Genomic DNA, 25339 nt, shown 5'->3' with positions numbered 1-25339 from the left:
CGCGCCGGGCGGATTGGTCCCGAACCCGATCAGGTGGAAAAAAACTTTCCCGCCCTGCGGAGGGAGAGGGCCGTACGGGCCAGGGGCCAGAGCTTTGGCCAACGATTGGGCGTTCCGTCATCGTTACGGAATACGGGCAATCACAGCCGTAACCCCTGGCCGCGCCTCGGCGGACCAGGGGTTTTCGGCATCCGAACACCCGTCCTTTAGGGCGGGCTTGTCCGGATTCGGCGATGGGCTTGTAACAACGGTTAACGGGCGGACCGGGTACGGGAAAGTCCCCGGTCATGACGCACAACACCCCGCTCTCCCCCCGCCCCCTCCACCGCCTGGCCGACGGCCGGCGCCGCCTGATGACGGCCGCGCAGCTGCGGGCGCACGGTGTCTCGGCCGCCGAGGCCAACGAGCAGTGCCGACCCGGCGGGCCCTGGCAGCAGTTGCTGCCGAACGTCGTCCTGCTCCACCCGGGTCCGCCGACCAGCGACGAGCGGCTGCACGCGGTGCTGCTGTACGCGGCCCGGGAGCGACCCGCCGGCGGAGCGGCCGGGGTGCCGGTCCAGCCCGGCGCGCGGCAGGCGCCGGACACCGCCTACGCGGAGGCGGTGATCACGGGCCTGGCCGCCCTGACCCTGCACGGCTTCTGCGCCGCTCCCCCGCTGCCGTCCCTGGACGCCGTCGACGTGCTGGTGCCGCGGATGCGCCGGCTGCGCTCGACGGGCTGCGCGCGGATCGTGCGCACGGCCGCGATGCCCGCCGCCGTACAGGTCACCGGGGTGCCGGTGGCGCCGGTGGCGCGGGCCCTGGCCGACGCGGTGGCCGGGCTGACGGACGCGGGCCTCGTCCGCCGGCTGCTCACGGAAGCGGTGCGCGCCGGACACTGCGAACCGGCGGCGGTGGTGCGGGAGCTGAACCGGGCGCGGCTGCTGGGCCGGCCGCACGTGGTGGACGCCGTGGACTCGCTGGTGGCCGAGGGGCGGGCGATCGCCGAGCAGCGCCTGTACCGGATGGTGCGCGAGCACGGCCTGCCGGACCCGGTGTGGAACGTCGACCTGCGCCTGCCCGGCGGCCCCCACCTCGGCGGCCTGGACGCCTACTGGCCGGAGCAGGCGGTGGCCCTGGAGCTGGACACCCGCGCCCAGCGCCGGGAGGACGACGCGCTGTGGTCGGAATACGCCCGCAAGCGCGAGCACTTGGAACGACTGGGCATCACGGTCGTGCACGTCACCCCGCGCAAGCTGCGGGAGTCGCCGGAGCATCAGGCGGCCGTGGTGCGAACGGCGTTGATGGCGGCCGGAGACAGGGAACCCGCCGCGTACGTCGTGGTACTGCCCCGGTCGTGACGGACCGGGGCGTACCAGGAGGGGAGAGGAGGGGCCGGCGGGCATGACTGTCCGCCGGTCCCTCCTCGTGCCGCACGGCATTGTCACGGACCGTCCCTTACGTCCCCGATGGCGTATGGCGGAAGTACGCCATGACTCCCTCACGTCACGGACAACTCTCCCCAGACAGTGACCCCTTGGGTAAAGCTGAGCGGTCGTCCGGGATCGCATTCCGGACTCCTTCGGCCAGGGCCGATCGGCCCCGGTCGTACCCGCTCGCTCCTTCACCACCAAGGGATGCCGATGACCCACACCCCTCAGCGTGAACCGATACCGGGCGCGAGACGCGCGGCCCGCCTGGCCGTGGCCGCGGGGCTCGTCGCCGCGCTCTCCGCGGCCGGGCCGATACCGCTGGCCCTCGCGGCCGACGGGCCGGGCACCGGGACCACGCCGCCGGCCGACGTCTCCGTCAAGTCAGCGCACGACAAGCTCGGTTCGGACGACGCGGACCGGCTCGCCGAGGCGAAGGCCGACGGCACCAGGAACGTCACGATGATGGTCGCCACCGCGCCCGGCCGGACGGAGCAGGTCGCCGAGGCGCTGGACGCCGTGGGCGGCGGCGCGGTCGGCCGCACCGACGACCGGCTCGGCTACGTCCGCGCCACCGTCCCCACCGCCAAGGCCGACTCGGCCATCGCGGCCGCCGCGAAGCTCTCCTCCGTGCAGGGCATCGACCTGCGCGACGAGATACCGCTGGACGACCCGACGCCGGGCGCCGACACGGCGAAGGGCGCCCCGCAGCAGGTCCGCGCCTACCCGGCGCCCGGCCGGAGCACGCCCGCCGAGAACCCGTACAACCCGTCCTTCGAGACGGGCGCCGTCGACTTCGTGAAGAAGAACCCGAAGGCGGACGGCCGGGGCATCACCATCGGCATCCTCGACTCGGGTGTGGACCTGGCCCACCCGGCGCTGCAGCGGACCACCACCGGCGAGCGCAAGATCGTCGACTGGGTCACCGCGACCGACCCGGTCGTCGACCAGGACGCCACCTGGCGGCGCATGGACACCGCGGTCTCCGGGCCCGTCTTCACCTACGGCGGACAGACCTGGACGGCGCCCGCCGGGTCCTACGGGGTCAACGTCTTCCGCGAGTCCGTCACCGCCGGCGGCGACGCCAAGGGCGACGCTAACCGGGACGGCGACACCACCGACTCCTGGGGCGTCCTGTACGACGCGCAGGCCGGCACCGTCCGCGTCGACCTGAACAACAACCACGACTTCACCGACGACACCGCGATGAAGCCGTACAAGGACGGTCTCCAGGTCGGGTACTTCGGCACCGACGACCCGGGGACGGACGTGGCCGAGCGCCAGCCGTTCGTGGTCGAGATCCGCAAGGACGTCGTCGACGGGGCGGGCACCAAGGCCGACTTCGTCAACATCGGTGTCATCGAGTCCGAGCACGGCACGCACGTGGCCGGCCTCACCGCCGCCAACGGCCTGTTCGGCGGGAAGATGAACGGCGCGGCCCCGGGCGCGAAGATCGTCTCCTCGCGCGCCTGCACCTGGTCCGGCGGCTGCACCAACATCGCGCTCACCGAGGGCATGATCGACCTCGTCGTGAACCGCGGCGTCGACATCGTCAACATGTCCATCGGCGGGCTCCCGGCGCTGAACGACGGCAACAACGCGCGTGCCCTCCTCTACACGCGGCTCATCGACACCTACGGCGTCCAGCTGGTGATCTCCGCGGGCAACTCGGGCCCCGGCGCCAACACCATCGGCGACCCGGGCCTGGCCGACAAGGTCATCTCGGTGGGCGCGTCCATCTCCCGTGAGACATGGGCCGCCAACTACGGCTCCGCGGTGCGGACCAAGTACGCGATGATGCCGTTCTCCTCGCGCGGCCCGCGCGAGGACGGCGGGTTCACGCCGACCCTCACCGCGCCCGGCGCCGCCGTCAACGCCATCCAGACCTGGCTGCCCGGCGCCCCCGTCCCGGAGGCGGGCTACGACCTCCCGGCCGGCTACGGCATGCTCCAGGGCACCTCGATGGCCTCCCCGCAGGCCGCCGGCGCCGCCGCCCTGCTGCTGTCCGCCGCCAAGCGTGAGGGCATCGACCTCACCCCGGCGAAGCTGCGTACCGCGCTGACCTCCACCGCCGACCACATCAAGGGCGCGCAGGCGTACGAGGAGGGCGCGGGCCTGGTCAACGTGCCCGACGCCTGGCGCGCGGTCGAGCGCGGCGCCACCGCGCACGACTACACCGTCAAGGCGCCGGTCGACACCGCGATCGACCAGTTCCTGAAGACCCCGGGCTACGGCACCGGCCTGTACGACCGCGAGGGCGGCCTGCAGGCGGGACAGAAGAAGACGTACGAGATCACGCTCACCCGTACCTCGGGCGCCGACAAGGCGATCCGGCACGAGCTGCACTTCGAGAACAACGCCGGGCGCACCTTCCGGATCGTCGGCTCCGACGAGGTGAAGCTGCCGCTGAACGAGCCGGTGACCGTCAAGGTCGAGGCGCGGCCGGGCTCCGAGGGCCTCAAGAGCGCGATCCTCGAGGTCGACGACCCGCGCACCGAGGGCATCGACAAGCAGGTCCTGACCACCGTCGTGGTCTCCGCGCCGCTGAAGTACACCTTCTCCGCGAAGAGCTCCGTGCAGCGCAACAGCACCCAGTCGTACTTCGTGACCGTCCCCGAGGGCGCCAGGACGCTCGAGGTGGCGATCGGCGGGCTGAAGGACGGGAGCCAGACCCGGTTCATCGCCATCCACCCGTACGGCGTCGCGGTCGACAACACCTCCACCCCGTACTGCTACAACAACTACCTCGACGGCAACGGCTGCCGGCCCGACGTGCGCGCGTACGCCGACCCGCAGCCCGGCGTCTGGGAGATCGAGGTCGAGTCGCGGCGCACCTCGCCGCTGCTGGACAACCCCTACACGCTGGACGCCGGCATCCTCGGCGCCGTCTTCGACCCGGAGGTCGTGACCGTGCCCGAGGCGAAGGCGGGCACCCCGGTGACCGCCTCCTGGACGGTGACGAACCAGTACGCCGCCCTGGAGGGCAAGCTGGTCGGCGGCCCGCTCGGCTCGGCCGCCACGTCCCGCCCGACCATCACGCAGGGCCAGACCAGGACCTCGACGGTGGAGGTGCCCGCGGGCGCCACGTCGCTGGACGTCGCCATCGGGGGCGTCTCCGACGCGGCCGCCGACCTGGACCTGACGGTCTACAAGGACGGCAAGGCCGTCGGCCAGTCCGCCGACGGCGACTCGGAGGAGTCGGTGTCGATCCCGAACCCGGCCGTCGGTACCTACACCGTGGCGGTCGCGGGCTACTCCGTGCCGTCCGGCACCACCGAGTACGACTACCGGGACGTGTACTTCGCCGCGTCCCTCGGCTCGGTCACCGTGGACGGCTCCGCGCCGGTGAAGCTCGGCACGGGCGAGTCCGCGACGGTCTCCGGCAGCGTGACCGCGCTGGCCGCCGCGCCGGCGGGCCGTGAGTTCTTCGGCCGGGTCCAGCTGGTGAACGCCCACGGCACGGTCGCGGGCCTCGGCAGCGTCCGGATCGGGACGGTCGTGCCGTAGTCCGGTACGGCACACGGCAGTCCCTGAGGGGGCGGGCGCCCTGCGGCGCCCGCCCCCTTCTGCGTGCCGCCCTCCGGGTCAGCCGTCGCAGCCGACGGTGCGGGACCCGGGCAGGGAGGCGACGACCTCGGCCCGGACGGCGGCGACGTCCTGCTCGCCGGTGACCACCTCGTCCGGGGCGGAGCCGCCCCGGGGGATGCCGATCATCAGCGCGTCACCGGCCCGGAGCACGGGCGCGTCGCCGTCCAGCAGGAAGCTGATGCCCGGCTCCTCCGCCTTCCTGCCGTCCGGCCCCGGCCCCGGCTCCGGCTTGTAGAGACGGGTGACCCGCATGGTGATCCGCGTTCCCGCCCCGGGCACCGGGGCCGTGCCGGTCACCCGGCCCTCGGCCACCGTGGCCGCGCAGGCGAGGTAGTCCGCGGTGCCGAGGGCGTGGGCGGGTCCGCCGGTGTCCTCCTTGGCCGCGCTGCTCGCCGAGTCGGCGCTCCCGCCACCGGCCGGCAACGACCACCCCAGGCCGGCCACGACCGCGCCCGCGCAGGCCGCCGCGAGGGCCCCGAGGACGAGGCCGCGCCGGCGCCGGGACCGAGGGCCCGGACGAGGAGCGGAACGGAACGGCGGCAGGAGCTCCGGCTCCCCGAACCCGAGGGTGTCCGGTTCGGTGGCCGGTGCGTCGCCCAGCGTCCGCCCGATGATCCCCAACTGCTCCCGCAGCAGCGCCACGTCGGCCGTCGCCGCCCGGTACGCGTCGCGGGCGCCCGCGTCCGCGCCGGGCGGCAGCGGCTCGCCCGTGATCGCGGCCATCAGCGCGTCGTGCCCACCTGGGGGCTGTTCGGCGGCCATCTCACACCACCTCGTCCTCGTGCAGGCGGGCCCGCAGCGCCCGTACCGCCGTGTGCAGCCTGCTCTTGACCGTGCCCTCCGGGACGCCGAGCTGCTCGGCGATGGCGCGCACCGGCAGGTCGGCGAAGAAGCGCAGGACCACCACCTGCCGCTGGGTGTCGGGGAGCCCGTCCAGGCCCTGGGCGACGGCGACGGAGAGGACGCTGGTGTCCTCCCCCGACGGCTGGGCGGACTGCCGCAGCGCCGCCAGCCGCTCGCCGAGCCGGTCCTGGCGGTGCCGGGCCCGGTGCCAGTCCATGGCCAGGTTGGAGGCGACGACCGCCGCCCACGCGGACACGTCCCGCGGCGCCTCGTGTCCCCGCGCCGCCCGCTCCAGCAGCCGCAGGCGGACCTGCTGCACCCCGTCCGGCAGGTCCGCCTGCGGCACGCCGCCCAGCGCGAGCACCGCCCGCACCCGGCGTTCCTGGGCCGCGTCCAGGGGATCGTCGCGAACGGCGTCCCCCTGGCCGCGGCGGCCTCTTCCGCGCAGCACGACCACCCCTCCCCTCACGGCGTTTCCCCTATGACGCCGGTCCGGGGCGAAACGTTCGCCCGGTGCGGCGGCGATCTTCCGGACCACCGACCTCCACTTCTTCCGGCCATCGACTTCACAGCTTCTTCACTGTCACCATGTGCCTCATGACGCACATCACCAAGGGCGCCAACACCCCTGTCCCCGCCGGGCTCCTGCGGGTCGCGGTCTGCCGGCAGAACGTCCCGGGGACACCGGCGGTGGACGCCTCCGCCCTGCTGCTCGACGCCGTGGGCAAGGTGCGCGGCGACGCCGACCTCGTCTTCTACAACCAGCCCGCGCACCCCTCGGGGGCCGTGCGCCACGCGGGTACGGCCGAAGGGGGCGGGCAGCTCGCGGAGTGGCTGGAGGTGGACCTGCCGCGCGTGGAACCCGCCGTGCAGCGGGTGCTGATCGCCGCGTCCTGCGACGGCGGGGTCTTCGGCCAGGTGCCCGGGCTGCAGGTGCAGGCCCTGACGGCCGAGGGTGTGACGGCGGCGCACTACGCGGTGAGCGACGCGCGGGACGAGACGGCGTTCGTGCTCGGGGAGTTCTACCGCCGGGACGGCCAGTGGAAGTTCCGGGCGGTGGGCCAGGGATACGCGTCCGGACTGGCGGGCCTGGCGACGGACTTCGGCATAGCCGTGGAGGACCCGGCCCCGCCGGCGCCGGCCGCCGCGCCCGCACCCGCCCCTGCCTTCGTCCCCGCCCCGGCGGTCGCCGCGCCCGCCCCGGCCGGTGCGCCGACGGGCGGCCACCCCGCCGCCCCGTCACCGGTCACGGCACCCGCCGCCGCGCCGGTGGACGCGGTGCCGTACTCCTTCGGCCCCGAGTTCCACCCGTACACCCAGCGCGGACAGGGCAACGGCGTGGTCTCCGTGGACGCGCCCCTGCCGCCGGGGCCGGTCGTCGTCGAGGCCTGGCACCAGGGCGAGGGCTACTTCGGGCTGCACACCCTCTCCCGCCGCAACAAGGACGACGACCTGCTGTTCAACTCCACGCTGCGCGACTTCCGCGGCCGCGTCCTGGTCCAGCCCCCGAAGGACCGCCCCCTGCGGCTGCGCGTGGAGGCGGACAACGACTGGACGGTGCTCGTGCAGCCCCTGTCGGTGCTCCGCCGCCTGGGAACCGGCCCCCTCAGCGGCTACGGCCCCGAGGTCGTCGCCTACACCGGGCCCGTGGCCGACCTGGACGTGGACTTCGCCGGTGACGAGGACGGCGGCGGGTACTTCGGCCTGTGGACCCTGGAGGCGTCCCGGCTGCACGACCTCGACGACCGCGACCTGCTGGTCAACGACACCGACCGGCTGCGGCAGACGGTCCCGATCGCCGACGGCCCGCTCCTGGTGCTCCTGGAGGCCGACGGCGCCTGGCAGCTCGGCGCCCGCCCCCTGGACGTGCCCGACCAGGCCGCCGCGCAGGCCTCCGGCGTCCACTCCGGCCGCGGCGACACAACGCTCACGCTGGTCAACCCAGCCCCGGGGCGGCCGGCCCTGCTGGAGTACGCCTGCCCGGACACCCGGGGCGGCCTCGGCCACCGGCTGCTGCTCGTCGACGAGTACGACGACGAGGAGGAACTGGTGCAGGGCTACCGGCACGGGGAGCACGGCCGCACCCTGCTGTTCACCAGGGGCGAGGCCCAGGTCCGGCTGCGGCTGGCGGACGTCGGCGACTGGACCCTGCGGCTGCTGCCGGTGGAGCAGGCACCCCTGCTCACCGGACCGGCCGAGGGACAGGGCAGCACCGTCTTCCGCTACGAGGGGCCGCCCGCCCTGCTCGGCCTGTGCCGGACCGCCGCCGGCGACCAGATGGTGACCGCGCGTACGGTCCAGGCCGACGGCCGGTCGAAGATCTCCGCCGACACCACGCGCCGGCGTCCGGTCACCGGGCCGCTGTGGGTGTCGGAGGCCGGCTACTGCTACGTGCAGATCTGGACCGCCGACGGGACCGGATGGCGGATCGAGCCGGCCGCCCTGGCCACCGCGCCGGTGCTGGACCGGGCGCCCGTCGAGGGCCAGGGCTACGGAGTCGTACGTCACACCGGACCCGAGGCCGAGGTGATGGTCCAGCACGACGCGCTGGGCGGGGCCACCCTGCCGGTGCTGTGGGAACTGGACGAACGCCTGCAACCGGTACGCCGGATCAGTACGGCTTCCGGTCTGCAGCGCGTTCCGGGCGGATATCTCCAGATGCGGACGTCCGGCCGCTGGGCCCTCGAACCCCGGGCGTGACCCCTCTCACCACCCCTTTCGTGTCCCGGTCCGTGGGCAAAGGATTGGACATGTGGCCGTTGGAGAGACGCATGATGGACAGGTCTCGGCCACGCAGGCCGGCAACGCACGTCACGAGAAGGAGTCACCGTGAGGGTCGGAATCGTCGGAGCCACCGGTCAGGTCGGCACGGTCATGCGCAGGATCCTCACGGAGCGCGACTTCCCGGTCACCGAGCTGCGGCTGTTCGCCTCGGCCCGCAGCGCCGGCAAGGAGCTCGACGGCGTGACGGTGGAGGACGCGGCCACGGCCGACTACTCCGGGCTGGACATCGTGCTGTTCTCCGCGGGCGGCGCCACCTCCAAGGCGCTGGCCGAGAAGGTCGCCGCCCAGGGCCCGGTCGTGATCGACAACTCCTCCGCCTGGCGCCGCGACCCCGAGGTGCCCCTCGTGGTCTCCGAGGTGAACCCGCACGCGATCGCCGACCGCCCCAAGGGCATCATCGCCAACCCGAACTGCACCACGATGGCCGCGATGCCCGTGCTGCGTCCGCTGCACGCGGAGGCGGGCCTCGAGGCGCTGGTCGTCGCCACCTACCAGGCGGTGTCCGGCTCCGGCGTGGCCGGCGTGGACGAGCTGTTCGAGCAGGTGAAGAAGGTCGGCGAGGACGCCCCGAAGCTCACCCACGACGGGTCGGCGGCCGAGTTCCCGAAGCCGGAGAAGTACGTGGCGCCGATCGCGTACAACGTGCTGCCGCTGGCCGGCTCGATCGTCGACGACGGCCTGCACGAGACGGACGAGGAGCAGAAGCTCCGCAACGAGTCCCGCAAGATCCTGGAGATCCCGGAGCTGAAGGTCTCCGGCACCTGCGTGCGCGTGCCCGTCTTCAGCGGCCACTCCCTCCAGATCAACGCCCGTTTCGCCCGCCCGATCAGCGTGGAGCGTGCCAAGGAGCTGCTGGCCGGCGCCCCCGGCGTGGCGCTCACCGAGGTGCCCACCCCGCTCCAGGCGGCCGGCCAGGACCCGTCGTACGTGGGCCGCATCCGCCGGGACGAGACCGTCGAGAACGGCCTCGCCCTGTTCGTCTCCAACGACAACCTGCGCAAGGGCGCGGCCCTGAACGCGGTGCAGATCGCGGAGCTCGTGGCGGCGGAGCTGAAGGGCTAGCCGCGCCCGACCTCGTAGAGGAAGCAGCCGTACTCGACGGCCCGGACGTGGACGAGCGCCACGGCCGGGTCGTCGAACGCTTCCCGGAGGGCGGGTCCGAAGGCATCGGGCTCCCCGACCAGCCGCCCGCCCAGGATGTGCCCGTCGGCGGAGTAGCGGCGCAGGACGCGGTGGGCGTTCGTGAAGGCCGGGCCGTCCGTCTCCGGTCCCGCGCACTCCTCGGCGTGGACGAAGACCGGCCCCTGCTCGTCGTACGCGCCCGGGTCGGCGCCCGTCGCCGCCGCCCAGCGGCGCAGCGGGGCGTAGGACACCAGGGCGACGCGCTCGCCCGGGCGGCTGCGGCGCAGGCAGCAGCGCAGCGGCGCGCCGCCCTCGTCGTCGGTCACGGGGACGGGGACGCGGCCCGCGTCGTCGGCGGCGCGCAGTTCCCTCAGTACGGCCGGGGCGATGGGTCGTGCGGTGTGGCTGCTCATGGCACCAGGTTCCCGCGCGCGCTCCACCGCCACCGGCGGTAAACGGACATCGCGTCGGATGCGGTCCCGTGGAAGGATGGCGCAACCCACACATAACGAGGAGATGACCGCGTGCCTGGCACAAACCTGACTCGCGAAGAGGCGCAGCAGCGGGCGAAGCTGCTGACCGTTGACTCGTACGAGATCGATCTCGATCTCACCGGCGCGCAGGAGGGCGGCACCTACCGGTCCGTGACCACGGTGCGCTTCGACGTCGCGGAGACCGGCGCCGAGTCCTTCATCGACCTGGTCGCTCCGGCCGTCCACGAGGTGACCCTCAACGGCGACGCGCTCGACCCGGCCGAGGTGTTCCAGGACTCCCGCATCGCCCTGCCGGGGCTGCTGGAGGGCCGCAACGTCCTCCGCGTGGCCGCCGACTGCGCGTACACCAACACCGGTGAGGGCCTGCACCGGTTCGTCGACCCGGTCGACGACCAGGCGTACCTCTACACCCAGTTCGAGGTGCCGGACGCGCGCCGGGTCTTCGCGAGCTTCGAGCAGCCGGACCTGAAGGCGACCTTCCAGTTCACCGTGAAGGCGCCCGAGGGCTGGACGGTCATCTCCAACTCGCCGGCGCCCGAGCCGAAGGACCACGTCTGGTCCTTCGAGCCGACCCCGCGCATCTCGTCGTACGTCACGGCGCTGATCGTCGGCCCGTACCACTCGGTGCACAGCGTGTACGAGAAGGACGGCCAGTCGGTGCCGCTCGGCATCTACTGCCGGCCCTCGCTCGCCGAGCACCTCGACGCGGACGCCATCTTCGAGGTGACCCGGCAGGGCTTCGACTGGTTCCAGGAGAAGTTCGACTACCGGTACCCGTTCAAGAAGTACGACCAGCTCTTCGTGCCGGAGTTCAACGCGGGCGCGATGGAGAACGCGGGCGCGGTCACCATCCGCGACCAGTACGTCTTCCGTTCCAAGGTGACGGACGCCGCGTACGAGGTGCGGGCGGCGACGATCCTGCACGAGCTGGCGCACATGTGGTTCGGCGACCTGGTCACCATGGAGTGGTGGAACGACCTGTGGCTGAACGAGTCGTTCGCCACCTTCGCCGAGGCCGCCTGCCAGGCCGACGCCCCCGGCTCCAAGTGGCCGCACTCGTGGACGACGTTCGCGAACTCCATGAAGACCTGGGCGTACCGGCAGGACCAGCTGCCGTCCACGCACCCGATCATGGCGGACATCAGCGACCTGGACGACGTGCTCGTCAACTTCGACGGCATCACGTACGCCAAGGGCGCCTCGGTGCTCAAGCAGCTCGTCGCGTACGTCGGTGAGGACGCGTTCTTCCGGGGCGTGCAGGCGTACTTCAAGCGTCACGCGTTCGGCAACACGCGCCTGTCCGACCTGCTGGGCGCGCTGGAGGAGACCTCCGGCCGCGACCTGAAGACCTGGTCGAAGGCGTGGCTGGAGACGGCCGGCATCAACGTGCTGCGGCCGGAGATCGAGACGGACGCCGAGGGCGTGATCACCTCCTTCTCCGTCCGCCAGGAGGCCCCGGCGCTCCCGGCCGGTGCCAAGGGCGAGCCCACCCTGCGCCCGCACCGCATCGCGATCGGCGCCTACGACCTGGACGCCGACGGCAAGCTGGTGCGCGGCGACCGGATCGAGCTGGACGTCGACGGCGAGCTGACGGCCGTGCCGCAGCTGGTCGGCAAGCGCCGTCCGGCGGTGGTGCTGCTCAACGACGACGACCTGTCGTACGCGAAGGTCCGGCTGGACGAGCGGTCCCTCGCGGTGGTCACCGAGCACCTGGGCGACTTCACCGAGTCGCTGCCGCGCGCCCTGTGCTGGGCGTCGGCGTGGGACATGACCCGGGACGCGGAGCTGGCGACCCGCGACTACCTGTCGCTGGTGCTGTCCGGCATCGGCAAGGAGTCCGACATCGGTGTCGTGCAGTCGCTGCACCGCCAGGTGAAGCTGGCCATCGACCAGTACGCGGCCCCCGCCGCCCGCGAGACGCTGCTGGCCCGCTGGACCGAGGCGACGCTGGCCCACCTGCGCGCCGCCGAGGCGGGCAGCGACCACCAGCTCGCGTGGGCCCGCGCGTTCGCGGCGACGGCGCGGACGCCGGAGCAGCTCGACCTGCTGGACGCGCTGCTGGACGGCACGCGCACGATCGAGGGCCTGGCCGTCGACACCGAGCTGCGCTGGGCCTTCGTGCAGCGGCTGGCGGCCGTGGGCCGGTTCGGCGGCTCGGAGATCGCGGCCGAGTACGAGCGGGACAGGACCGCCGCCGGTGAGCGCCACGCGGCCACCGCGCGGGCGGCCCGGCCCACCGAGCAGGCCAAGGCGGAGGCCTGGGAGTCGGTCGTGGAGTCCGACAAGCTGCCGAACGCCGTGCAGGAGGCGGTCATCGCCGGCTTCGTCCAGACCGACCAGCGCGAGCTGCTGGCGCCGTACACGGAGCGGTACTTCGAGGCGCTCAAGGGCGTCTGGGAATCCCGTTCGCACGAGATGGCCCAGCAGATCGCGATCGGCCTGTACCCGGCGGTGCAGGTGTCCCGGGAGACCCTGGACCGCACGGACGCCTGGCTGGCCTCCGCCGAGCCGAACGCGGCCCTGCGCCGGCTGGTCTCGGAGTCCCGCTCGGGCGTGGAGCGCGCCCTGAAGGCCCAGGCCGCGGACGCGGCGGCGGGCGAGTAGGGGATACGCCCACGGGGGGGCGTCCGGCATCACGCCGGGCGCCCCTCTTCCCGTGGCGGGCGCCGTGCGTCCGCCGCCGTGCGCAGCGCGGTGAGGACGGTGGCGACGGCCGCGCCCTCCCCCGCCCCCCTGCGCACCGCCGCGACCACGTGCCGTACCGGGCGGTCCTCGTGGAGGTCGCGCATCACCACGCCGTCGCGGTGGACGGCCGCCATCCGCGGTACCAGGGCCACGCCCATGCCCGCCTCGACCATCGCCAGGATCGCCGTCCAGCCGGCCGCCGTGTGGGCCTGGTGCGGGCGGAAGCCGGCCGTCTCGCAGGCCGCCCTGGTGATGTCCGACCAGGGTCCGCTGCCGCCGAAGATCCACGGCTCGGCGGCGAGGTCGGCCATCCGCAGCCCGTCCGCGGCGGCCAGCGCGTGTCCGCGGGGCAGGGCCACGTCCAGCGGGTCGGCGAGCAGGGTTACGCGGGTGAAGCGGGGGTCGCCGGCGGTGGGCGCCTGGGCCGCCAGGGACAGGGCGAGGTCCACGTCCTGGGCGGCCAGCAGCTCGTACGCCTCCTGCGCCTCGGCCTCCCGCACCCGCACGGTGATGCCCGGGTGCGTCGCCCGCAGCGCGGTGACGGCCGGGACGACGAGGGCGGGCACGGCGGTGGAGAAGGCCCCGACCCGTACCTCGCCGGCCTCCCCGTGCAGGTAGGCCGCCAGGTCGGCGTCCGCGCGCTCCAGTTGCTCGAAGACCGCCTCGGCGTGGCGCAGTACCAGCCGGGCCGCGTCCGTCAGCCGGACCCGCCTGCCCTGGGCCCGCAGCAGTTCCACCCCGAGCTGCCGGGAGAGGTTCGTCAGCTGCTGGGACACGGCCGACGGCGTCATGTGCAGGGCCTCGGCCGTCGCGGTCACCGTGCCTCGTTCCCGCAGCGTGCGCAGGATCAGCAGCTTGCGGATGTCCCAGTCGGCCATGGCCGCAATGTATCCGCGGGCCGCGCCCGTCACCGACGCGGCCCGGCCCCCGATGCCGCGCCGAGCACGACCCCGCCGAGGATCAGCGCCATGCACCCGGCCTGCGCCCAGCCGGTCGGTTCGGCCAGCAGCGCCCAGGACAGCAGGGCGACGCACACCGGCTGGAGGTAGTAGACGACGCCCGCGCGGGCCGGGCCGATGAGGGAGATCGCCTTGTTCCAGGCGAAGAAGGCCACGGCCGAGGAGGCCACGCCGACGTAGAGGAGCGGCAGGACCGTGCCGGCCGTCGGGGTGAAGCCGCCCTGGACGGCGAGGCTGACGCCCTGCGCGGGCAGGAGCAGCACCGTGCCGGCCAGGAAGGTGGTGAACAGGAACGCGGCGCCGTCGAGGCCGGCGGGTCGGCGGCGCAGCAGCGCGCTGTAGGAGCCGAAGCAGCAGGCGGCGGCGATCATCCACAGGTCGCCGGCCGAGAACGACGTCCCGCCCCCGACCAGCAGGAGCACGCCCGTGCAGGCGATGAGGAGGCCGGCCACCCGGCGGGCGCCGAGCCGGACGCCGCCCGCGCGCTCGAAGACCGCCATCAGCACCGGCGAGGCGGCCATGATCATGCCCATGTTGGCGGCGGGGGTGGTGACGCCCGCCTGGTTGACGAGGGTGTTGTAGACGGTCACGCCGAGCAGCGAGGCGAGCAGCACGAAGCCGAGGTGGCGGCGGATCAGCTCGCGCTGCCGCCAGGCCCGCCGGGCTCCGAAGGGGGCGACGACGGCGAGGGCCACCACCCAGCGCCAGAAGGCGTGCTGGACGGGCGGGACGCTGTCGCCGAGGGCCCGGGAGGTGACGAAGCTGCCGGACCAGACGAGGGTCGCGAGGACGGCGAGCGCGAGGCCGAGGGCGACGGGAGTCGTCGGCCCCGGCCCGGCGGGGTTTCCGGCGGAGTGGCCGGTGGTGCGGCGGTCGGCGATGGCCACGGAGGTCCTTTCCTGGTGGCAGGCCCGGTGCCGCTACCGTCGCAGGGCCGGAACCGTCAGGTCCATCGAATCCTCGTGACCGTTCTTTGAAGGAGAACTGAAAGGTCGGGTCCGCACGGCCCGGCTGCGCGGGGCGAGCTGGCCCGCGACGGTCGCACCGAAGGCCAGGGCCATGCCCGCCGTCTGAACGGGTGTCAGCGACTGTCCCAGCGCCACCCAGCCGACCACGGCGGCGGTCAGCGGGGAGAGCGGGCCGAGGAAGGTGACCTGGGTGGCGGAGAGCCGCCCGATGCCGCGGAACCAGAGCCAGTACGCCACCGCCGTGTTCGCCAGCGCGAGGTAGAGGTAGCCGCCGACGGCCGGGCCGTCCAGCGCGGGCGGGGCTCCCTCGGCCAGGAGGGCGAGCGGCGCGACGAGCAGACCGCCCGCGGTGAGCTGCCAGCCGGTGAGGGCGAGCGGGCCGACGCCGTCGGGGCGTCCCCACCGCTTGGTCAGGACGGTGCCGGCGGACATCGACGCGGTGGAGGCGAGGGCGGCCAGGACGCCGACCGGGTCCAGCGCCCCGGCAGCCTTCAGCACGACCAGGCTGACGCCGAACGCGGCGACGAGGCCGGTCAGCACGGCCCGGACGGTGGGCCGCTGCCCCAGCAGCGGCGCCGAGAGCCCGACGACGAGGAGCGGGCCGACCGAGCCGACGACGGCGGCCATGCCGCCCGGCAGCCGGTAGGCGGAGAGGAACAGCAGCGGGAAGAAGGCCCCGATGTTCAGCGCCCCCAGCACGGCCGCCTTTCCCCACCAGGCGCCCCGCGGCAGCACCCGGGCGAGGGCGAGCAGCAGCAGACCGGCGGGCAGGGCGCGCAGCACCGCCGTGAACAGGGGGCGGTCGGGCGGCAGGAACTCGGTGGTGACGGCGTAGGTGGTGCCCCAGGAGACGGGGGCGAGGGCGGTGAGCGCGATGAGGGCGGGGCGGCCGGTGGCCATGGGTGCACCCTTCGGGACGGCGAAGTGACTCGACCGAAGTAGGTCGGTTGCAAGTAGCTTAGCGTTAAGCAAGTTTCCGTCAAGCTACTTTCTTGCGGGCGACCGGACGGCCCCCGATACTCGTCCCATGACTGAAAGCCCCGAGACGCGGCCCGCCCGGCGCGCGGACCCCGTCGACGCGATCATCGACCAGTGGGCGGCGGTGCGGCCCGACCTGGACACGGCCGCCATGGAGGTGTTCGGCCGCGTCTTCCGGCTGTCCCGCGCGATGGGCGACCGGATGGAGAAGGCGTACACGCCCTACGGCATCTCCCGGGGCGAGTTCGACGTGCTGGCCACCCTGCGCCGCTCCGGCGAGCCCTACGCCCTCTCGCCCCGGCAGCTCTCGGCCACGCTGATGCTCACCACCGGCGGCATGACCGGCCGCCTCGACAAGCTGGAGCGGGCCGGGCTGCTGCGCCGCTCCCCCGACCCGCACGACCGGCGCGCCCTGCGGGTCACGCTCACCGGGAAGGGGCTCACGCTGATCGACGAGGCGGTCGGCGCCGGCCTCGCCGTCCAGACCGAGGCACTGTCCGCCCTCGGCGCCGACCGGGTCGGCCACCTGGCCGACCTGCTGCGCGAACTCCTCGCCGGCACCGAGGAGTAGCCGGCCGCCGGCGCCCTCGGTGGAACGGAGTCGGGCCGTCAGGCCTTCGCGTCGGCCTTGGTCTTCACGTTGCGGCTGGGCGTGCGGTACTTGTCCGGGGTCCGGTCCAGGACCATGCACAGGCCCGCGATGACCACGAACAGGCCGATCGGGAGCAGGACGTAGAGGCCCAGCGTCTCGATGACGCTCAGGCCCGTGCCGGGGTCGTCGCCGTCGTCGCGGGTCAGCGCGAGCGCGGGGGACGACATGAGCAGCATCATCAGCGTCGTACCGGCTGCCAGGGCGCCGGCGCGCAGGGCGTTCTTCTTGTCCACGGTGCAAAGTTAGCGAACGGCGGAACGGGGCGCGCGCCCGGGGTGCCGTACGGGGCCCCGGACGCCCCGTTCAGCGCGCGGACTGAGCCCGCATCACCTCGATCAGGGCGTGCAGGCGCGGGGAGGCGGCCAGTTCCTCCAGGGTCACCGGGCGGCCCCCGGCGTCGGCGACGGGCAGCCGCCAGTTGGGGTACTGGTCCCAGGTGCCGGGGAGGTTCTGCGGGCGGCGGTCGCCGACGGCGTCGGGGAGCCAGAGGCCGACCATGCGGGCGGGGGTGCGCAGCAGGAAGCGGTGGACGGCCTGGATCTCGGCCTCCTCGGAGGAGGGGTCGGTGCCGCCCCCGGTGCCCTCCAGCAGGCCGAGGTGGGCGAGCCGTTCGAGCCACTCCGCGGTGTCCGTCGCCGCCTCGGCCCGCTCCTGTTCCAGCGGGCGGGTGAGGAGGCCCAGGCGGTCGCGGAGTTCGACGTGTTCGCCGGTGAGCCGGGCCGCGGTGGACGGCAGGTCGTGGGTGGTGGCGGTGGCCAGGCAGTCGGCGCGCCACTGTTCGGGCGCCAGGGGCCGGCCGTCGCCCGCCCAGTCCCGTTCGAACCAGAGCACCGACGTGCCGAGCACCCCGCGTTCGCGCAGCGCCTCGCGCACGCCTGGCTCCACGGTGCCGAGGTCCTCGCCGATGACGACGGCACCGGCCCGGGTGGCCTCCAGGACGAGGACGGCGAGCATGGCCTCCGCGTCGTAGCGGACGTAGGTGCCCTCGGTCGGCGGGTGGCCCTCGGGGACCCACCAGAGCCGGAAGAGGCCCATGACGTGGTCGATGCGCAGGGCGCCCGCGTACCGGAACAGGCCGCGCAGCAGGCGCCGGAAGGGGGCGTACCCGGAGTCGGCCAGGCGGTCGGGGCGCCACGGGGGCAGGCCCCAGTCCTGGCCGCGGGCGTTGAAGGCGTCGGGCGGTGCGCCGACCGACATGCCGGCGGCGAAGTACTCCTGCTGGGCCCAGGCGTCGGCGCCCTGCGGGTGCACGCCCACCGCGAGGTCGTGCACGATCCCGACCGGCATCCCGGCGTCGCGGGCGGTGCGCTGGGCGGCGGTGAGCTGGGTGTCGGTGAGCCAGGCCAGGCGCGAGTGGAAGTCGACGCGGTCCGCCAGTTCGCCGCGGGCGCGGGCGGTCTCGGCCGAGCGCGGGTCGCGCAGCCCCTCGGGCCACCGGCGCCAGTCGCAGCCGTGCACCTCGGCGAGGGCGCACCAGGTGGCGTGGTCCTCCAGGGCCGTGCCCTGTTCGGCGAGGTAGTCGCAGTAGGCGGCGCGGCGGCCGGGTCCGAGGGGGACCTCGTGGAGCAGCTCCAGGGCGTCGCGCTTGAGCTCCCACACCGCGTCCCGGTCGATGAGGGCGCCCTTCTCCAGTACGGCCTCCCGCAGCCGTCCGGCCCGCTCCTGGAGGGCGCGCACGCGGTCGGGGCCGGGGACGTACGCGAACTCGGGCACGGCCTCGATCCGCAGGTGCACGGGGTCGGGGAAGCGCCGGGAGGAGGGGCGGTAGGGCGAGGGGTCGGTGGGGGCGCCGGGTACGGCCGCGTGCAGCGGGTTGACCTGCACGAATCCGGCGTCGAGGGCGCGGCCGGCCCAGGCGGCCAGTTCCCCGAGGTCGCCGAGGTCGCCCATGCCCCAGGAGCGGCCGGACAGCAGGGAGTAGAGCTGGACCAGGAGTCCGTAGGAGCGTCCGGCCGGGGTGGGCAGGCGGTCGGGGGCGACGATCAGGTGGGCCCGTGCGGTCCGGCCGTCGGGCGCGGTGGCGGTCACGCGGTGGTATCCGGGAGGAAGCCGCCCGGCGTCGTCGTGGATCTCGCCCTGCTCGGTCTCGACGCGCAGCGCGGTGCCCTCGGGCAGCGCGGACAGGGCGTCCGGTGTGCCGCCGCCGGTGCGGGCGACCACGGTGGGCGGCAGCAGGCGCTCGCGCAGTTCCTCCTCGCGGGCGGCGAGGGCGGCGCGCACCGCTGCGGGTCCGCCGGTGCCGACGCCGAGGGCGGCCAGGGCGTGGGTGACGGCGGTGACCGAGGCCGTGACGGTTCGGTCCGGTGACGGATGGTAGGCGGTGGCGACCCCGTGCAGTGCGGCGAGCCGGGTCAGGTCCTCGGGCAGGTCCTCGACGGGGGGCTCGGCCGGCCGGGCTGCGGTCATCTACGGCCTCTGGGACCGCGTGGGTTCCGGAACGGCGAAGGAGGGGCCGCCCTGCTCCGGCACGTCGGCCGTGAGCTCGGGGGAGGATTCGCTGGTCAGCGGCACGGCGTCGGCGAACGGCGACTCGCTGGTGAGGGGCTCGGCGTCGGGCAGCGGCGGTTCGCTGGTGAGGGGGGTCTCGGCGCAGCTGCCGGTGGCGCCGAAGACGCAGTAGTGCGGGGTACCGGAGTCGGCGGAGGGCTCCGCCCAGGGGGTGGACGGCTCCGCCGCGGGTTTGGAAGGGGCCGGGAGCAGCAGGGGTGCCATTGCAGCCACGGTGATCTCCTTTGTGTCGGGCACGCTTTTGGCGGGTTACGGCAGCCCTACCCAGTCGGCGCCAGGACAGACGCCCCGGGACGGACAACGTGGCCCTGGTCACATTCTGCCCGCGACAAAGACCCTGAACCCGGACGAAGACGCCACTCCGGCCGTCACTCGTTCGGGTGAAGTGCGCGATCGGCCGCGCGCGGCCGATAGAAGCCGGTGCGGATCGCTCCGGACGCACGGACCCCGGGGAACCGGGCGCGCCGAGCGGCCCCGGTCCCCCCGGTCCCCCGGGCCGTCAGGCCGAGATGCCGTCGATCCGGGCCAGCGCGTCGTCCGCTCCGTACGGCTGCAGGTACGGCAGCCAGCGCGGGTCCCGGTGACCGGTGCCGATGATGCGCCAGGCCAGGCCGGTGGGCGGGGCGGGCTTGTGGCGCAGGCGCCAGCCGATCTCACCGAGGTGGCGGTCGGCCTTGACGTGGTTGCAGCGGCGGCAGGAGGCCACCACGTTGTCCCACACGTGCTGTCCCCCGCGGCTGCGGGGGACGACGTGATCGACGCTGGTGGCGACCCCGCCGCAGTACATGCACCGGCCCCCGTCGCGCGCGAAGAGCGCCCGCCTGGTGAGAGGAACGGGCCCCCGGTAGGGGACCCGCACGAATCGCTTGAGCCGGACCACGCTGGGTGCGGGGACGGTGACGGTCGCGCTGTGCAGGAAGGCGCCGGACTCCTCGAGGCACACGGCCTTGTTCTCGAGGACGAGGACGAGCGCGCGGCGGAGCGGTACGACGCCGAGTGGCTCGTACGACGCGTTGAGAACCAGGACGTGCGGCACGGATGCCTCCTTGTACGCCGGCGGCGCGTGGCTCGCGCCGGGACGATCCGTAGTCAGTCTCCCCTCATGCCTGGTGGACGCGCCACCATCTCCCGGTAACGGGCTGGGAGTGTTTTCGACCACACCCGATGTGTCCCCCGGAGTCTGACCAGTTCAAGCGCGGGTGAGCGCGGTCTCTCCCGCGGACTTCGCACCGATCCCCACAAGGTGCCCCGTTAGTGTGGTTGTCCTGCCCGTCCGGTGACCTTCCCGTGACCTTGGACCAGACCCTTGGACCGTCGTCGCCCGGCCGCCCGCGCCGCGGGACGGGCACCGCACCTGGAGGTATCCGCCGTGTCCCTGTCCGCCGCCGTCCTCTCGGCCGCCGGTTCGTCGCCGTCGCCCTCGCCGTCCCCGACGGCCCCCGGGGTGCCCTCGCTCCAGGACGCCCAGGAGCACGCGACGAACGCGGCGAGCTGGGTCGAGCAGAACTGGTCGACGTGGCTCGCGATCGGGCTGCGGGTGCTGCTGATCCTGGTGATCGCGGTGGTGCTGCGGGCGGCGGTGCGGCGGGGGATCACCAAGCTGATAGACCGCATGAACCGCACCGCCGGGGCGGTGGACGGCACCGCGCTGGGCGGGCTGCTGGTGAACGCCGAGCGGCGCCGGCAGCGGTCGCAGGCCATCGGCTCGGTGCTGCGTTCGGTGGCGAGCTTCCTCATCCTGGGCACCGCGGCCCTGATGGTCCTCGGCACCTTCCAGATCAATCTGGCCCCGCTGCTGGCGTCCGCCGGTGTCGCGGGCGTCGCGATCGGCTTCGGCGCCCGCAACCTGGTCACCGACTTCCTCTCCGGCGTCTTCATGATCCTGGAGGACCAGTACGGCGTCGGCGACACCATCGACGCGGGCGTGGCCTCCGGCGAGGTCGTCGAGGTCGGGCTGCGGGTGACCAAGCTGCGCGGCGCCGACGGCGAGATCTGGTACGTCCGCAACGGCGAGGTCAAGCGCATCGGCAACCTGTCCCAGGGCTGGTCGACGGCGGGTGTGGACGTGACGGTCCGCTCCGGCGAGGACCTGGACAAGGTCAAGGAGACCCTCGACGCGGTCGCCGAGCGGATGAGCAAGGAGGAGCCCTGGAACGAGCTCCTGTGGGGCCCGATCGAGGTGCTGGGCCTGGACAGCGTCCTGCTGGACTCGATGGTCGTGCGCGTCTCGGCGAAGACCATGCCCGGCAAGGCCCTGACCGTGGAGCGCGAGCTGCGCTGGCGCATCAAGCGGGCCTTCGACGCGGCCGACATCCCGATCGTCGGCGGTGCCACGGTCCCGGTGGACGGGACCGCGGCCGCCGACCCGACGGCGGGCGTGGCGGCACCGTCGGCGTACGCGAGCACCGTGTCGCCGCAGTCGATGGCCGCCTCCCCGATCACTCCGCCCAGCACCACCAAGTAGCCGGGCTCCTCCCCGCCCCCGAGGTGACGACCGCGTCGCCCCGGGGGCGGTGTCGTGCCCGGGGCGTCCGGGCGATCCCTTGACGGCTCCCCGGGGCGGGCCTACGTTTCTCGACCGACAGGAAACTTTCCTTACAGTCGCGCCGGTTCCCCACGGCTCGGTGGAAGGCCCAGCGGCCGAGAGGCAGGTGTGGACCCGTATGGCAGCAGCCGCCGGTACGCCGGGCACCCCGCGCGTCCTGCGCGCCATGAACGACCGGGCCGCCCTGGATCTCCTGCTGGAGCACGGGCCGCTGTCCCGCGCCCGGATCGGCAGGCTCACCGGTCTGTCGAAGCCGACCGCCTCGCAGCTCCTGGCCCGCCTGGAGGCCGCGGGGCTCGTGCTGGCCGGCGGCACCACGGAGGGCCGGCCGGGACCCGGCGCCCAGCTCTTCCGGGTGAACCCGGCCGCCGGGTACGCCGCCGGACTCGACGTCACCCGGGCCCGCGTCCTCGCCGCGGTCGCCGACATCACCGGACGCACGGTCGGCCGGTACGAGCTGCCCACCCCGCACCGGCGCACCGGCGTCCCCGTCGTCCGGCAGGTCACCGAGGCCCTGGACGGCGCGGTGAGGGCCGCGGGGCTGACCCGGGACGACGTCCGCCGCCTCGTCGTCGGCACGCCGGGCGCCTTCGACCCGAACACCGGCCGGCTGCGCTACGCCGCTCACCTGCCCGGCTGGCACTCCCCCGGCCTGCTGGAGGAACTCTCCGGCGCCCTGCCGATGCCGGTCGAGTACGAGAACGACGTGAACCTCGTCGCCCTGGCCGAGCAGCGCCTGGGCGCGGCCCGGGGACACGGGGACTTCGTGCTGCTGTGGAACCAGGAGGGCCTCGGGGCCGCCCTGGTCCTCGGCGGCCGGCTGCACCGCGGCTGGACGGGCGGCGCCGGCGAGGTCGGCTTCCTGCCGGTGCCGGGCACGCCGCTGGTGCGCGGGGTCGCCCGGACCAACAGCGGCGGCTTCCAGGAGCTGGCCGGTTCGCAGGCGGTGCCAAAACTGGCCCGGGAACTGGGCGTGACCCCCGTACCCGGCGGAGGGCCCCTGGAGGCCGCCGCCGCCCTCCTCGCCCGCGCGGCCGGGGCGGAGGACGAGCCGCACCGCCTGCTGCTGCGGGCGTACGCGACCCGCCTGGCGACCGGTCTGGCCTCCCTCGTCTCCGTGCTGGACCCCGAACTGGTCGTGCTCAGCGGCACCTCGCTGACCGCGGGCGGCGAGGCGCTGCGCGACCTCGTCCGGGAGGAACTGGGCGAACTGGCCGCCTCCCGGCCTCGCCTCGTCCTCGGCTCCGTCACCGGAGACCCCGTACTGCGCGGCGCGCTGGAGAGCGCGCTCGCCACGACCCGCGACGAGGTCTTCGACACCTCGCGCTGACGCCCGCACACCCCGCAGCACCGCCACCGCGGACCGGAGTCCGCCGGCGGCGCCCACCACCGGAACCCCACCATGGCGGCGACCGTGCCGGTCACGGCTCGTCGCGCCGACTGGAGCAAAGGGCTGATGACCGAATGAAACTCACCGTGGTCGGCGGCGGTTCGACCTACACGCCCGAACTCGTCGACGGCTTCGCCCGGCTGCGGGACACCCTGCCGGTCGAGGAGCTGGTGCTGGTCGACCCGGCCGCGGACCGGCTGGAACTGGTCGGCGGACTGGCCCGCCGCATCTTCGCCCGGCAGGGCCACGGCGCCCGGGTCGTGACCACCTCGGACCTGGACGCGGCCGTGGACGGCGCCGACGCCGTCCTGCTCCAGCTCCGCGTCGGCGGCCAGGCGGCCCGCGAGCGGGACGAGACGTGGCCGCTGGAGTGCGGCTGCGTCGGCCAGGAGACCACCGGCGCGGGCGGCCTCGCCAAGGCGCTGCGCACCGTGCCGGTGGTGCTGGACATCGCCGAACGGGTGCGCCGGACCAACCCGGACGCCTGGATCATCGACTTCACCAACCCGGTCGGCATCGTCACCCGCGCCCTGCTCGGGGCCGGCCACCGGGCGGTCGGCCTGTGCAACGTGGCGATCGGGCTCCAGCGCAAGTTCGCCGCGCTGCTCGGCACGGCACCCGCCGACGTGCACCTGGACCACGTCGGCCTGAACCACCTCACCTGGGAGACCGGCGTCCGCCTCGGCGGCCCCGGGGGCGAGGACGTCCTGCCCCGGCTGCTGGCCGAGCACGGCGACGCCGTCGCCGCCGACCTCCGCCTGCCGCGGCCCCTGCTGGACCGCCTGGGCGTCGTCCCGTCGTACTACCTGCGCTACTACTACGCGCACGACGAGGTCGTCGAGGAGCTGCGCCACAAGCCGTCCAGGGCCGCCGAGGTCGCGGACATGGAACGGCGGCTGCTGGAGATGTACGCCGATCCCGCCCTGGACGAGAAGCCCGCGCTGCTGGCCAGGCGCGGCGGCGCCTACTACTCGGAGGCCGCCGTGGACCTGGCGGCGGCCCTGCTGGGCGGCACCGGGTCCCCGTACCAGGTGGTGAACACGTACAACCGGGGCACGCTGCCCTTCCTGCCCGACGACGCGGTGATCGAGGTGCAGGCCGCGGTGGGCCGCGAGGGCGCGTCGCCGCTGGCCGTCCCGGCCGTGGACCCGCTGTTCGCGGGCCTGATGGCGAACGTGACCGCGTACGAGGACCTGGCCCTGGACGCGGCCCTGCGCGGCGGCCGGGAACGGGTGTTCCGGGCGCTGCTCGCCCACCCCCTCGTCGGCCAGTACGCCTACGCCGAACGGCTCACCGACCAGCTGGTCGCGCACAACCGGGAGCACCTGGCGTGGGCCTGACCGCGAGCGTGCTCGCCGTCGACGCGGGCAACAGCAAGACGGACGTCGCGGTCGTGACGGCGGACGGGCAGGTGCTCGCCACGGCACGCGGCGGCGGCTTCCGCCCGCCCGCCGTGGGGGTCGGGCGGGCGGTGGACGTCCTCGCCGAGGCGGTGACGCGGGCGTTCGCCGCGGCCGGCGTCCGCCGGGTCGACCACGTCTCGGCGTGCCTGGCCAACGCGGACCTGCCCGTGGAGGAGGCGGAGCTCTCCGCCGCGCTGCACGCGCGCGCGTGGGGCACGACCGTCGAGGTGCGCAACGACACCTTCGCGATCCTGCGGGCCGGCGTCACCGAGCCGCGCGGGGTCGCCGTCGTGTGCGGCGCCGGCGTCAACTGCGTCGGCATGCGCCCCGACGGCCGCACCGCCCGCTTCCCGGCCCTGGGCCGCATCTCCGGCGACTGGGGCGGCGGCTGGGCCCTGGCCGAGGAGGCGCTGTGGCACGCGGCGCGGGCGGAGGACGGGCGGGGCGAGCAGACGGCGCTGGCCCGGACCCTGCCGGCGCACTTCGGGCTCGGTTCGATGTCCGCCCTCGTCGAGGCCCTGCACCTGCGGCACATCGAGCCGGAACGGCGCCACGAGCTGGCCCCCGTCCTGTTCGCCACGGCGGACGGCGGCGACGCCGTGGCCGGGGCGGTCGTCGACCGGCAGGCGGACGAGGTGGTGGCGATGGCCACGGTCGCGCTGACCCGCCTCGACCTGCTCGGCGAACGGACGCAGGTCCTGCTCGGCGGCAGCGTCCTGGCCGCCCGCCACCCCCGGCTCGACGGCCGGATACGGGAGCTGCTGGCGGCCCGCGCGCCCAGGGCCGTGCCGCGGGTGGTGACCGCGCCCCCGGTGCTCGGCGCGGTGCTGCTGGGGCTCGACCGGACGGCGGCGGGCCACGGGGCGCAGGACCGGGTGCGGGCGCACTTCGGCGCCTGAGGTCCCCGCCGGGGAACCGAACCGGCCCCGCACGCGTATTCCTAGGCAGGGCCGAAGCGTTCCGGCCGGTCGGCCGGCGCCGGGGAACGGGGTGCGGAACCCCGCGTTCGGA

Annotated in this window: 20 protein-coding genes; 10 read left to right on the top strand and 10 right to left on the bottom strand. The window is 74.3% G+C overall.

All coding sequences use genetic code 11. The annotated features are described in order from the left end of the window. The first annotated feature begins 287 nt into the window (after positions 1-287). Together ACFWJB_RS04510 and ACFWJB_RS04505 are read left to right on the top strand one after the other, a co-directional pair. Complete coding sequence (locus ACFWJB_RS04510) at positions 288-1340, top strand: hypothetical protein (RefSeq protein WP_385465099.1); 1053 nt, start codon at positions 288-290, stop codon at positions 1338-1340. Between the two features lie 282 nt (positions 1341-1622). Then, complete coding sequence (locus ACFWJB_RS04505) at positions 1623-4916, top strand: S8 family serine peptidase (RefSeq protein WP_386920215.1); 3294 nt, start codon at positions 1623-1625, stop codon at positions 4914-4916. Positions 4917-4994: 78 nt separating this feature from the next. Here ACFWJB_RS04505 and ACFWJB_RS04500 read toward each other — a convergent pair whose 3' ends face one another. Together ACFWJB_RS04500 and ACFWJB_RS04495 are read right to left on the bottom strand one after the other, a co-directional pair. Further along, positions 4995-5759, bottom strand: a complete 765-nt coding sequence (locus tag ACFWJB_RS04500; RefSeq protein WP_386920213.1) for a hypothetical protein — start codon at positions 5757-5759, stop codon at positions 4995-4997. A gap of 1 nt (position 5760) precedes the next feature. Then, positions 5761-6291 carry an RNA polymerase sigma factor gene (locus tag ACFWJB_RS04495; protein ID WP_386920211.1) on the bottom strand — a complete coding sequence of 177 codons (531 nt, stop codon included), beginning with the start codon at positions 6289-6291 and terminating at the stop codon, positions 5761-5763. 146 nt (positions 6292-6437) lie between these two features. On the opposite strand from ACFWJB_RS04495, the gene ACFWJB_RS04490 reads away from it, so the two are divergent. After that, entirely contained in the window at positions 6438-8540 is a 2103-nt protein-coding gene (locus ACFWJB_RS04490; protein WP_386920209.1) for a TerD family protein, read from the top strand. Positions 8541-8669: 129 nt separating this feature from the next. Beyond that, positions 8670-9686 carry an aspartate-semialdehyde dehydrogenase gene (locus ACFWJB_RS04485; RefSeq protein WP_385471888.1) on the top strand — a complete coding sequence of 339 codons (1017 nt, stop codon included), beginning with the start codon at positions 8670-8672 and terminating at the stop codon, positions 9684-9686. Here the strand turns inward: ACFWJB_RS04485 and ACFWJB_RS04480 are convergent. Further along, entirely contained in the window at positions 9683-10159 is a 477-nt protein-coding gene (locus tag ACFWJB_RS04480) for a DUF1203 domain-containing protein (protein WP_385471885.1), read from the bottom strand. The two genes, ACFWJB_RS04485 and ACFWJB_RS04480, sit on opposite strands and share 4 nt — an antisense overlap. 111 nt (positions 10160-10270) lie before the next feature. On the opposite strand from ACFWJB_RS04480, the gene pepN reads away from it, so the two are divergent. Then, a complete protein-coding gene (gene pepN / locus ACFWJB_RS04475) occupies positions 10271-12844 on the top strand; it encodes an aminopeptidase N (RefSeq protein WP_386920206.1) in 2574 nt (857 codons plus the stop codon). Between the two features lie 29 nt (positions 12845-12873). Here the strand turns inward: pepN and ACFWJB_RS04470 are convergent, their stop codons facing one another. Genes ACFWJB_RS04470 through ACFWJB_RS04460 form a run of 3 tightly spaced genes read right to left on the bottom strand, consistent with a single transcriptional unit; the run spans position 12874 to position 15752 of the window. Continuing rightward, the gene (locus tag ACFWJB_RS04470; RefSeq protein ID WP_386920204.1) at positions 12874-13803 is read right to left on the bottom strand and encodes a LysR family transcriptional regulator; all 930 of its coding nucleotides are present in this window, start codon (positions 13801-13803) and stop codon (positions 12874-12876) included. Between the two features lie 29 nt (positions 13804-13832). Further along, positions 13833-14771, bottom strand: coding sequence for a DMT family transporter (locus tag ACFWJB_RS04465; protein ID WP_386920202.1), 939 nt, complete (start codon positions 14769-14771; stop codon positions 13833-13835). Between the two features lie 33 nt (positions 14772-14804). Next, positions 14805-15752, bottom strand: coding sequence for an EamA family transporter (locus ACFWJB_RS04460; RefSeq protein WP_386920200.1), 948 nt, complete (start codon positions 15750-15752; stop codon positions 14805-14807). 127 nt (positions 15753-15879) lie between these two features. On the opposite strand from ACFWJB_RS04460, the gene ACFWJB_RS04455 reads away from it, so the two are divergent. Continuing rightward, positions 15880-16401, top strand: a complete 522-nt coding sequence (locus ACFWJB_RS04455; RefSeq protein ID WP_386920198.1) for a MarR family winged helix-turn-helix transcriptional regulator — start codon at positions 15880-15882, stop codon at positions 16399-16401. 38 nt (positions 16402-16439) lie between these two features. On the opposite strand, the gene ACFWJB_RS04450 is transcribed toward ACFWJB_RS04455, so the two are convergent. The 4 genes from ACFWJB_RS04450 to ACFWJB_RS04435 all read right to left on the bottom strand — a co-directional run bounded on the left by ACFWJB_RS04450 (position 16440) and on the right by ACFWJB_RS04435 (position 20026). Continuing rightward, positions 16440-16715: a hypothetical protein gene (locus ACFWJB_RS04450; protein WP_385460010.1), complete on the bottom strand. Its 276-nt coding sequence runs from the start codon at positions 16713-16715 to the stop codon at positions 16440-16442. A 70-nt stretch (positions 16716-16785) separates the two neighbouring features. Beyond that, complete coding sequence (malQ, locus tag ACFWJB_RS04445) at positions 16786-18888, bottom strand: 4-alpha-glucanotransferase (RefSeq protein WP_386920195.1); 2103 nt, start codon at positions 18886-18888, stop codon at positions 16786-16788. Next, positions 18889-19203, bottom strand: coding sequence for a hypothetical protein (locus ACFWJB_RS04440; protein ID WP_385460014.1), 315 nt, complete (start codon positions 19201-19203; stop codon positions 18889-18891). It abuts the gene before it with no gap. Between the two features lie 286 nt (positions 19204-19489). Then, positions 19490-20026: an HNH endonuclease gene (locus ACFWJB_RS04435; protein WP_359397602.1), complete on the bottom strand. Its 537-nt coding sequence runs from the start codon at positions 20024-20026 to the stop codon at positions 19490-19492. 333 nt (positions 20027-20359) lie between these two features. On the opposite strand from ACFWJB_RS04435, the gene ACFWJB_RS04430 reads away from it, so the two are divergent. The 4 genes from ACFWJB_RS04430 (at position 20360) to ACFWJB_RS04415 (ending at position 25227) form a co-directional block, all read left to right on the top strand. After that, positions 20360-21454, top strand: coding sequence for a mechanosensitive ion channel family protein (locus ACFWJB_RS04430; protein WP_385460016.1), 1095 nt, complete (start codon positions 20360-20362; stop codon positions 21452-21454). 199 nt (positions 21455-21653) lie between these two features. Next, complete coding sequence (locus ACFWJB_RS04425) at positions 21654-22865, top strand: ROK family protein (RefSeq protein WP_386920192.1); 1212 nt, start codon at positions 21654-21656, stop codon at positions 22863-22865. Positions 22866-22999: 134 nt separating this feature from the next. Further along, positions 23000-24265 carry a 6-phospho-beta-glucosidase gene (locus tag ACFWJB_RS04420; RefSeq protein ID WP_386920190.1) on the top strand — a complete coding sequence of 422 codons (1266 nt, stop codon included), beginning with the start codon at positions 23000-23002 and terminating at the stop codon, positions 24263-24265. Beyond that, the gene (locus ACFWJB_RS04415; RefSeq protein ID WP_386920188.1) at positions 24256-25227 is read left to right on the top strand and encodes an N-acetylglucosamine kinase; all 972 of its coding nucleotides are present in this window, start codon (positions 24256-24258) and stop codon (positions 25225-25227) included. Before ACFWJB_RS04420 ends, ACFWJB_RS04415 begins: the two co-directional genes overlap by 10 nt. Positions 25228-25339 lie beyond the last annotated feature (112 nt).

Origin of the sequence: Streptomyces sp. NPDC127100, assembly GCF_042724095.1 — a bacterium.
Taxonomy (GTDB): Bacteria; Actinomycetota; Actinomycetes; order Streptomycetales; family Streptomycetaceae; genus Streptomyces.
Note: the sequence above shows the minus strand (reverse complement) of the source record. Positions and strands in the feature narration are given on the sequence as shown.

Excerpts from the sequence above, each read along its gene's own strand:
- ACFWJB_RS04460 (WP_386920200.1), bottom strand. The coding sequence starts at position 15,752 with ATGGCCACCGGCCGCCCCGCCCTCATCGCGCTCACCGCCCTCGCCCCC.
- ACFWJB_RS04470 (WP_386920204.1), bottom strand. The coding sequence starts at position 13,803 with ATGGCCGACTGGGACATCCGCAAGCTGCTGATCCTGCGCACGCTGCGG.
- ACFWJB_RS04455 (WP_386920198.1), top strand. The coding sequence starts at position 15,880 with ATGACTGAAAGCCCCGAGACGCGGCCCGCCCGGCGCGCGGACCCCGTC.
- ACFWJB_RS04500 (WP_386920213.1), bottom strand. The coding sequence starts at position 5,759 with ATGGCCGCCGAACAGCCCCCAGGTGGGCACGACGCGCTGATGGCCGCG.
- ACFWJB_RS04490 (WP_386920209.1), top strand. The coding sequence starts at position 6,438 with ATGACGCACATCACCAAGGGCGCCAACACCCCTGTCCCCGCCGGGCTC.
- ACFWJB_RS04505 (WP_386920215.1), top strand. The coding sequence starts at position 1,623 with ATGACCCACACCCCTCAGCGTGAACCGATACCGGGCGCGAGACGCGCG.
- ACFWJB_RS04420 (WP_386920190.1), top strand. The coding sequence starts at position 23,000 with ATGAAACTCACCGTGGTCGGCGGCGGTTCGACCTACACGCCCGAACTC.
- malQ (WP_386920195.1), bottom strand. The coding sequence starts at position 18,888 with ATGACCGCAGCCCGGCCGGCCGAGCCCCCCGTCGAGGACCTGCCCGAG.
- ACFWJB_RS04480 (WP_385471885.1), bottom strand. The coding sequence starts at position 10,159 with ATGAGCAGCCACACCGCACGACCCATCGCCCCGGCCGTACTGAGGGAA.
- ACFWJB_RS04510 (WP_385465099.1), top strand. The coding sequence starts at position 288 with ATGACGCACAACACCCCGCTCTCCCCCCGCCCCCTCCACCGCCTGGCC.
- ACFWJB_RS04425 (WP_386920192.1), top strand. The coding sequence starts at position 21,654 with ATGGCAGCAGCCGCCGGTACGCCGGGCACCCCGCGCGTCCTGCGCGCC.